The sequence below is a fragment of the Marivirga sp. genome (genome assembly GCF_024636815.1).
GTDB lineage: Bacteria > Bacteroidota > Bacteroidia > Cytophagales > Cyclobacteriaceae > Marivirga.
The window spans coordinates 1-8,258 of the sequence record NZ_JAGXGF010000196.1; the positions used below are offsets into that span (position 1 = coordinate 1).

The 8,258-nt window shown below is 38.0% G+C and carries 8 protein-coding genes; 4 read left to right on the forward strand and 4 right to left on the reverse strand.

Going from position 1 to position 8,258, the window contains the following annotated elements:
- The 4 genes from Q0L29_RS14170 to Q0L29_RS14185 all read left to right on the forward strand — a co-directional run.
- A partial coding sequence (locus Q0L29_RS14170) for a hypothetical protein (protein WP_296622698.1) occupies positions 1 to 643 on the forward strand: 643 nt, incomplete at its 5' end.
- Positions 644 to 679: 36 nt separating this feature from the next.
- Positions 680 to 838, forward strand: a complete 159-nt coding sequence (locus tag Q0L29_RS14175; protein WP_296622700.1) for a hypothetical protein — start codon at positions 680 to 682, stop codon at positions 836 to 838.
- 104 nt (positions 839 to 942) lie between these two features.
- Positions 943 to 1,680 carry a phenylalanine 4-monooxygenase gene (locus Q0L29_RS14180; RefSeq protein ID WP_296622702.1) on the forward strand — a complete coding sequence of 246 codons (738 nt, stop codon included), beginning with the start codon at positions 943 to 945 and terminating at the stop codon, positions 1,678 to 1,680.
- Between the two features lie 463 nt (positions 1,681 to 2,143).
- Positions 2,144 to 2,791 (forward strand): protein-L-isoaspartate(D-aspartate) O-methyltransferase, encoded by a 648-nt coding sequence (locus tag Q0L29_RS14185; protein WP_296622710.1) that lies wholly within the window; start codon positions 2,144 to 2,146, stop codon positions 2,789 to 2,791.
- A gap of 170 nt (positions 2,792 to 2,961) precedes the next feature.
- Here the strand turns inward: Q0L29_RS14185 and Q0L29_RS14190 are convergent, their stop codons facing one another.
- The 4 genes from Q0L29_RS14190 to Q0L29_RS14205 form a co-directional block, all read right to left on the reverse strand.
- On the reverse strand, positions 2,962 to 6,051 hold the full coding sequence (locus Q0L29_RS14190) for an efflux RND transporter permease subunit (protein WP_296622703.1): 3,090 nt from the start codon (positions 6,049 to 6,051) through the stop codon (positions 2,962 to 2,964).
- Positions 6,052 to 6,063: 12 nt separating this feature from the next.
- Complete coding sequence (locus Q0L29_RS14195) at positions 6,064 to 7,575, reverse strand: efflux RND transporter periplasmic adaptor subunit (RefSeq protein ID WP_296622705.1); 1,512 nt, start codon at positions 7,573 to 7,575, stop codon at positions 6,064 to 6,066.
- Between the two features lie 10 nt (positions 7,576 to 7,585).
- Positions 7,586 to 7,831 carry a hypothetical protein gene (locus tag Q0L29_RS14200; RefSeq protein ID WP_296622707.1) on the reverse strand — a complete coding sequence of 82 codons (246 nt, stop codon included), beginning with the start codon at positions 7,829 to 7,831 and terminating at the stop codon, positions 7,586 to 7,588.
- Positions 7,832 to 7,851: 20 nt separating this feature from the next.
- Positions 7,852 to 8,258 (reverse strand): TolC family protein (locus tag Q0L29_RS14205; protein ID WP_296622709.1); only part of this gene is annotated, 407 nt, incomplete at its 5' end.

The following is an 8,258-nucleotide window of genomic DNA, read 5'->3' on the forward strand; positions in this document are numbered from 1 at the left end:
GTATTTAGAAATACAACGAGAAAAGGGGAGGTTTAAAAAGCATCGATATCCTGAAAGATTACGAAAAAGTAAATCTACTATTCCCCTTTCATATAAGAGAAAGGAGAAAATTGATATGGCTAGCTCAGCTGTTTTTTCTAAAATGAGAAATGAGTTGAGCTATTTTTTGGTTGATTATTTAGCTTCTCCTTACGATACTTTGTACAGGAGTAACCATAATGCGAATGAATACGGGGTAAATAGTGTTAATCCGTCAATTCAATTTTTTGTTATTGACTCTACTGCTGATATAATTCTAATTAACAATAAGTCAGGAGAACTACTTTTGATAGGTCCTGAAAATGGGCTTGTAAAGAAAATTAATCTGAGCGATTATAATGTTAATAGCTCTAAATATTCTGAGGATTATTCTTGCATGCTATTGAAGGATGGAGTTACCGGTTACTATTACTTGTACTATAATCCATTTGGAAGTGAAAGAAATCGTTTGTTTAAAATTGAAGTAAGTGATTTTTCATTAAATGAAATTGAGATAAGTAGGTTTGCTTCGCATCATTTACAAGTCCATGATTCTAAATTATATAATTTGTTTTATATTGAAGAATTGAAGACGAATGCTATTTATTCTAAACCCTTAGAGTAAATGACAATTGATTGGTACTGATTCTCCCATTCAATCATGAATAAATTAAAATTAATCAGTATTATTCAAAATCTATTTGTTTTTAAATATTCCTCCATTAGCTTTGCACAAATGAATTTCACGCACAACACATATTATTACTATTATCAAGTCCCGACAGGAATCGGTAATGGTAGTGTTATGCATATGATGTAAGACATATTTCAAATAGAAAATATACCAAGCCCGATTCCAATGGATTCGGGCTTTTTTTATGTCCAATTTTTAAACACTAACATTAAAAATTAATTATTAATATCATGCAACAGATTTACGAGAATTACACAGTCGAAGACCAGGAAGTTTGGGGAATACTTTTCAGAAGACAATTTGAAAACATTAAGAAAGTAGCTACCACTGAATTTGTGGAAGGGATTGACAAAATTCATTTTACTGAAAAAGCTATTCCTAATTTTGAGGAGACTAATAAATACTTAAAAGAATTGACTGGTTGGCAAGTGGCAGCTGTCCCTGGCATAGTGGAGGATGGTAAATTCTTTGAGTTGTTGAGTAACAGAATTTTTCCTGCTACCACATGGTTGAGAACGAGAGGGCAGTTGGATTACTTAGAAGAGCCAGATATGTTCCATGATGTATTTGGACATATTCCATTGCTGACTAATCAACCTTTTGTTGATTTCTTGCAAGGCTTGGCAAAAATCGGATTGAGACATTTGGATAATGAATGGGCAATACATTTGTTAAGCAGAATTTACTGGTTTACTATTGAATTTGGCTTAATCAGAGAAGAAGGAGACTTAAGAATTTATGGCGCAGGAATCATTTCATCACCAGGAGAAACTAAATTCTCTATTTCTGATGAACCAGAGCATTTTGACTATAATGTTGAAGCCATCATTGATAGCAGCTACAGAAAAGATAAATTTCAGACTAAATACTTTATCATTGATGATTACGAGCAATTGTACAGCTCTCTTCCTCATATTGAGAAAGTGATTGAGGATAGGTTGCAGAGAGAGCCGGTGAGCATTCCTTAAGATGAAGGGGTGTTCAAGTGGTTTGTGTGCCACAGACCTTGAGCATCTACAATCTTAACTCGAGCAGTCATCCCTGCGAAGGAAGGGATCTTGTTGTCTTGAAAATTCTTTTCAAGACTCTTGTCATAGAAGGAATATTTATCAATGATTATTGTTTATGACCAGTTTCCAGCTGTCTTAATATTTTAACCAAAGGTTAAAATGAATAGATCCTCACCTTCGCGAGGAGGACGCCCGGAATTTATTGATATTCAATAATTGACTGAATCTCATTCAAAAAAAGGCAAATTGCTTCCATTATTTTTGAAACACTGCTTCAGTTGACGGTGGCACACCAAGCATCTGCTTGCATTTCATTAAACCTTCCAGGTTTTCAATACCTGGAAGGTTTTTGCCTTTATAGCGGTTTATTATTCATTTTTTTTCTTCACCTATCCTCAATTTTTCATAAGTTTGATATATGATGGAAGACAGCTACAAGCATCAGGGAATGCGTAGAAAATTGATTCAGAAACTGAGTGATAAGGGTATAGAAGATGATAGAATTTTATCGGCTATGGGGAAAATCCCACGTCATGTTTTTTTTGAAAATGCCTTTTTAGAACATGCCTATCAAGATAAAGCTTTTCCGATTGGACATGGTCAAACAATTTCTCAACCTTATACGGTAGCTTTCCAGTCTGAATTATTGCAAGTAAAACCTGGCGATAAAATATTGGAGATTGGCACAGGCTCTGGTTATCAAGCATGCGTTTTATGCGAATTGGGTGCTAAGGTTTATATTATCGAATATCAAAAGCCTTTGTATGAACGTACCCGTAAATTTCTCCCTCAAATGGGTTATCAACCTCATTTCTTTAGTGGTGATGGTTCCCAAGGGATTCCTGCACATGCGCCATATGATAAGATAATTGTAACAGCTGGTGCTCCGAGTGTGCCTTCTGCTTTGATTGAGCAATTAAATGTTGGTGGTTGCCTTGTAATTCCAGTAGGGGATAATCAAATACAACAGATGCTTCGATTAACTAAAGAGTCTGAAAAGAAAATAGTAAAAGAGGTGTTTTCCAATTTCAGTTTTGTGCCTTTGAAGGGTGAACAGGGCTGGCAATAAAAAAGGAGGAATAAATTTTACCCGGCTCAAAATAATAATGGTTGTAAGAATCAAAAAAAGAAGCTGTTAATAATTTTATTTTGAGACAGTTTTTGATTTAAAAAAAAAACATAAAAAGGCCAGATTCTCAAATGAAAAATCTGGCCTTTTAAAATTTTAAAAGCTTATGTTTAATCTTTGACTTTTACCCTATTCATCAATTCATATACACAAGGTATCACCAACAGGTTTAAGATTGTGGCTGAGAGTAAACCACCCAGAATGACCACAGCCATCGGACTTTGAATTTCATTGCCTGGTTCACCACCTTTTAAAGTAAGTGGTATCAAAGCAAGTCCTGTCGTGAAAGCGGTCATCAGGATTGGGTTGAGTCTGTCTAAGGCACCTGTTTTGAGTAATTCAAAACCCTGCATGCCATCCTTTCGCAAGTCTTCAAAACGAGAGACCAAAAGAATACCGTTTCGGGTTGCAATACCAAATAAACTAATGAAACCAATGGTGGCAGCGATGCTGATTATTCCAGAAGTGAAATAAACTATCAAAATTCCACCAATCAGTGCCAAGGGCAAATTGATTAATACAATAAATGATAATTTTACATCTTTAAATTCGAAATAAAGCAATAGAAATATAATTAGAATGGCTATTACTGCGGTTATCAATAGCAATTTTGAAGCTTTGGCTTCACTTTCAAATTGTCCACCATATTCTATTCTGTAACCTTCTGGTAGCTCAATATTGTCTCCTACAATTTGCTGAATTTCATTCACAACACTACGCAAATCTCTTTCCTGCACGTTTGCAGCCACAACAATTTTACGTTTAACATTCTCTCTACTAATGGTATTCGGGCTACTTACAGAACCAATAGTTGCAACTTGATCTAAGGTGGTTTGCCCACCATTTGGTAAGCTAATAAGAGCCGATTTTATCGCTTCAATATTACTTCTTGATTCCTTTTGAAAGCGAACCACTAGGTCAAAATATTTCTGTCCCTCATAGATTTCCCCAGCTTTCTCTCCAGCGAAAGCAATATCAACTTGTTTCATCAAGTCACCGACAGTCATTCCATAAGCAGCCAATAATTGACGTTTGGGAGTAATTCTCAATTGCGGTACCTCAACCTGTTGATCAACCGCCACATCCGCTATACCTTCAATCGATTTGATACTGGTCTCTATGCTTTTACCTAATTCAAACAGACGCTGTAAATCATCACCAAAAATTTTGATAGCGATATTGGCTCGAGTTCCAGAAAGCATGTGATCAATCCTATGGGCAATGGGCTGTCCTAATGTGATGTTCACTCCAGGCACGATACTTAGTTTAGTTCTTACCTCTTGAAAAAAGTCTTCTTTCGATTTCCCTTCAAGATTGAATGGTACGTCTATTTCAGCAGCATTCACCCCCTGTGCATGTTCATCCAATTCCGCACGCCCTGTTCTGCGGGTCACGACTTCCACTTCTGGTATTTCAAGTAGTAATTCTTCTATCAATTTGCCACTTTTATTACTTTCTTTCAGTGACATGCCGGGGGGACCAACTGCACTGATAACCATGGAGCCTTCGTTAAACTCTGGTAAAAAGCTTCGGCCTAATTGAGAAAGTAAAACCAAACTGATAATAAATGCGCCAATAGTTAAACCAATTACGGTTTTAGGAAACTTTAACACACGATCTAAAGCACTCACGTAGCGGGCCTGCATCCATCTTTCTACCTTTGTTCCTTCTGCACGCTTAGTAAGTACTTTATCACTATTGAGCAAGTAAGAACAAAGGACAGGAGTTACAGTCACCGCCACAATCAAAGATGTAAGTACCGAAGTAATGAAGGCAATCCCCAAAGGCTGTAGCAATCGTCCTTCCATGCCACTCAAGAAAAAGAGCGGGATAAAGGAGACAATGATGATGAGCGTAGCAATGATGATAGAGCTTCTGATTTCTACTGAAGCATCTTTTACCACTTTCAATACAGGTAATCGTTCTTCTTTTGGCTTTCTAATGTTTTCGCGCAATCGTTTATAAACATTCTCTACATCAATAATAGCATCATCCACCAAAGCACCAATTGCAATGGCCATACCACCCAGACTCATGGTATTAATGGTAAAACCCAATAACTTTAACACGATGATGGAAGCGAGTAAGGAAATAGGAATTGCAAGCAATGAAATGATGGTTGTACGCCAGTTCATCAGGAATATAAAAAGCACAATGGCCACAAAGAACGCTCCCTCTAACAATGTTTGATTTAGATTATCAATTGATGCCTCAATGAAATCAGCCTGACGGAAAATTTGGTTTTTGATTTCTACACTAGCCGGAAGTGTCTCATTCAAGTCTGCAATAGCTTCATCCAATCGTTTGGTTAGTTCCAGTGTGTTTACGTCTGGCTGCTTAGAGATAGTGAGAATTACGGCAGGAGAAGCGTTTAATGAAGCATCACCAATTTTATCAGCAGCACCTATCTCCACAGAGGCTACATCTTTGACTTTAATAGTCTGCCCATTCACCTGCTTCAAAACAGCTTCTTCCAATTGATTCACAGAGTAGGCTCGACCGTTACCTTTTATAATATATTGGTTGCCATGCTCATTTAGAAATCCACCAGGAGCATTGACATTGCTTTCCCTAACCTTTTCTAGTAGTTCGCTAAGCGTAACGTCATAATATTTCAGCTTTTCAGGCTTTGCTAAAACCTGATATTGTTTGTAATCTCCACCAATCACAATCACGTTGGCAATACCACCAATAGATTTAATTCTTGGTCTAATTGTCCAGTCGGCCAGGGTTCGTAACTTCATAGCTGACAAACTATCCGAGCGAATACCTAGTAGCATCACTTCACCCATGATGGATGAAATGGGAGCCATCGTGGGGGCACTTACTCCACCAGGGAGATTTTCCCGAACCATAGGGATGCGTTCGCTCACTATCTGACGCGCTCGATAAATATCAGTTCCCCAGTCGAATTCGACCCAGACAATAGAAATTCCTGCACCGGATGACGAACGGATCCTTCGAACATTCGGAGATCCATTCATGGCTGTTTCCAACTGATAGGTGACCAATTTTTCAACCTCCTCGGACTCCATTCCATGAGCCTCAGTGAGGATTGAAACCGTTGGAGCTGTCAGGTCAGGAAATACATCTACGTTCATGTCCCGAGCGATATAAATTCCAGCTATACTTAAAAGCACAGCAGCAAGAAGCACCATCAATCGGTTTTTTAATGAAATCGATAATATCTTATTCAACATAATTTTAACCGTTTAATGTGCATGACCATGTGCAGGTGCTTGTCCGGACATGGAAGCCATTTTTACTTGATATGCCCCTTTTGTTACGACTACTTCACCCTTTTTCAAGCCCTTTAAAATCACTACCTCGCTACCATTTTGCTTTCCGATTATTACATTTCTTCTTTTAAAACTTTCGCCTGATAGCTGCACGATAACTGAATAATTACCGTAATCTTCCAACAAAGCAGAATTCGGCACAACCAGGCTTTCCTCAGGTTTTCCAACTGCTAACTGTACTTCGGTAAAACTTCCTTCAGGCATTTCCACTGCTTCATTGACTTGAGCAAACACAGAAATCAAAGGTTTATTCGCTTCAACTGCTTTACTTACTGATATAATTTCACCTCCGTTTTCATTTAGACTTGACCAAACACCATCCTTAGCCTGATACCAAAGATTTTGGATATTTTGCAAGGCTGCACTGTATTTGGGACTAAGCTGAACTTCAAGTAAGCTGCTTTTGTGACTTGCTACAGTCATAAGTGGATCACCCTGTTCTGCAAAACCGCCATTAACGGCTTGAATCGATTTTATATATCCATCCATTGGAGCTATTATCTTTTTACCACCCGTACTAAATCCGCTCCTAAGTGTTTGATAATTGGTTTTGGCCATAAGAAATTTTTGCTCCACTTGCTCCAGCTCAGCCTTAGGAACAATCTCCGAATTGTACAATTTCTTCTTCCGTTCGTATTCTGCCTTAGCTTGTTCGTATTCCGCTTTTGCTTTTTGAATCTCAGCACCCAAATTATTGTGTGTAAGACCTGAACTGCTAACAGACATTAAGATTTGACCTGTCTTCACCGGGCTTCCTTCAGTAAATACTCCCGAGCCAAAACTTACCCGTCCATTTGCAGGAGCAACTAGTGTTTGATAGTCAGAAGGGGCTACTTTCCAGATACCTGATGAAGGAATGCTTTGAAAAACTTCTTTCTCCACAACTGGAAAAGTTTGAAACTCCATCTTCCAGGCTTGTTCTTTCAGGAAGCTAATGGCATTACCACTTTCTTCTGCACCTCTTAAAGCCTGTACTGCTTTTTCAGCTGTACTGAAAACCCGAATATCGTTTAGTACAATTTTATCAGAATATTCAGGTGTTTTCAATTCAAACACCAATTGATAAATTCCCGCTTCTTTAGGTTGTAAAGAAGGAGTGAAGATACCTGGCGAAGAGGGTGCATCTACTGTATGTCGAATACCTTTATCATTTTTGATGAGACTCACAGTTACACTTCCTTTGCTAACAGCTTGGTGTTGCTCAAGAATGGTAAAGTGAGCTGCAAATCGACTGATTTTGCCTACAACCAATGCTGGGAATTCAACAAATAACTCCGTATTATCTGTCCAACGCGTATAATCTACAGCAGGTATTTCACTTTCTTCATTCAGGTGGCCACCTTCCGCATCGTGGGCATGGCCTTGCTCTTCTGCTGATTGACAGGAGATCGCCAGCAATGCTATTAATAGTATGATATATCGCATTTACTTATTTTTAATGATCATGATGTTCACTCCCATCTTCATGCGTATGGGTAGAGTCTTCTTCAATGATAAATTCTTCCTGTTCATGATGTTCCCCGTCTTGGTGTTGATGTTCAGTGTCATCATCATGAGCATGGCCATGCGCTTCTTCGGTTTCGTGTTCATGACCGTGTTCTTTTTTTTCTTTGGAAGACTGTGATGTACATGAAATGGTGAAAAGGATTAATAATGCGAATACTAAGTTTTTAATTTTCATAATTTTTTCTTTTTAGTGTGTTATAATTGATGTTTTAATAAGTTGGCTTTAAGTTGATAAAGCTCTTTTTCTATTCCCAGCATTTTATCATAAGCTTGCCGGTAAAATTGCAGCTCCCCATAATATTCCATGAAAGAGATTTGCTCTAACTGGAATGCTTCTAGCAGCAGTTTTTCGCTATTCAAGCCTTCCAATGTGGTACTGTACTCTCCATATTGCCGAAGCATCAAGTCATAATTGTTATATTGCTGCAAAAAATCAGAATGGCGCTCTGTAATAACTGCTTGGGCATTAGACTGCTGATATTGGTATTGCGCTTTTGCAGTCTTAATTTTATTCTTACCACTCCACAACGGAATGGATATTCCAGCGTACACTCCTGAGTAATTGTTTCCCATAACTCCCTGATAATTAAATCCTGCAGTAA

Coding starts and splice junctions, on each gene's coding strand:
- Q0L29_RS14175 (WP_296622700.1), top strand. CDS start 680: ATGAATAAATTAAAATTAATCAGTATTATTCAAAATCTATTTGTTTTT.
- Q0L29_RS14180 (WP_296622702.1), top strand. CDS start 943: ATGCAACAGATTTACGAGAATTACACAGTCGAAGACCAGGAAGTTTGG.
- Q0L29_RS14185 (WP_296622710.1), top strand. CDS start 2,144: ATGGAAGACAGCTACAAGCATCAGGGAATGCGTAGAAAATTGATTCAG.
- Q0L29_RS14190 (WP_296622703.1), bottom strand. CDS start 6,051: ATGTTGAATAAGATATTATCGATTTCATTAAAAAACCGATTGATGGTG.
- Q0L29_RS14195 (WP_296622705.1), bottom strand. CDS start 7,575: ATGCGATATATCATACTATTAATAGCATTGCTGGCGATCTCCTGTCAA.
- Q0L29_RS14200 (WP_296622707.1), bottom strand. CDS start 7,831: ATGAAAATTAAAAACTTAGTATTCGCATTATTAATCCTTTTCACCATT.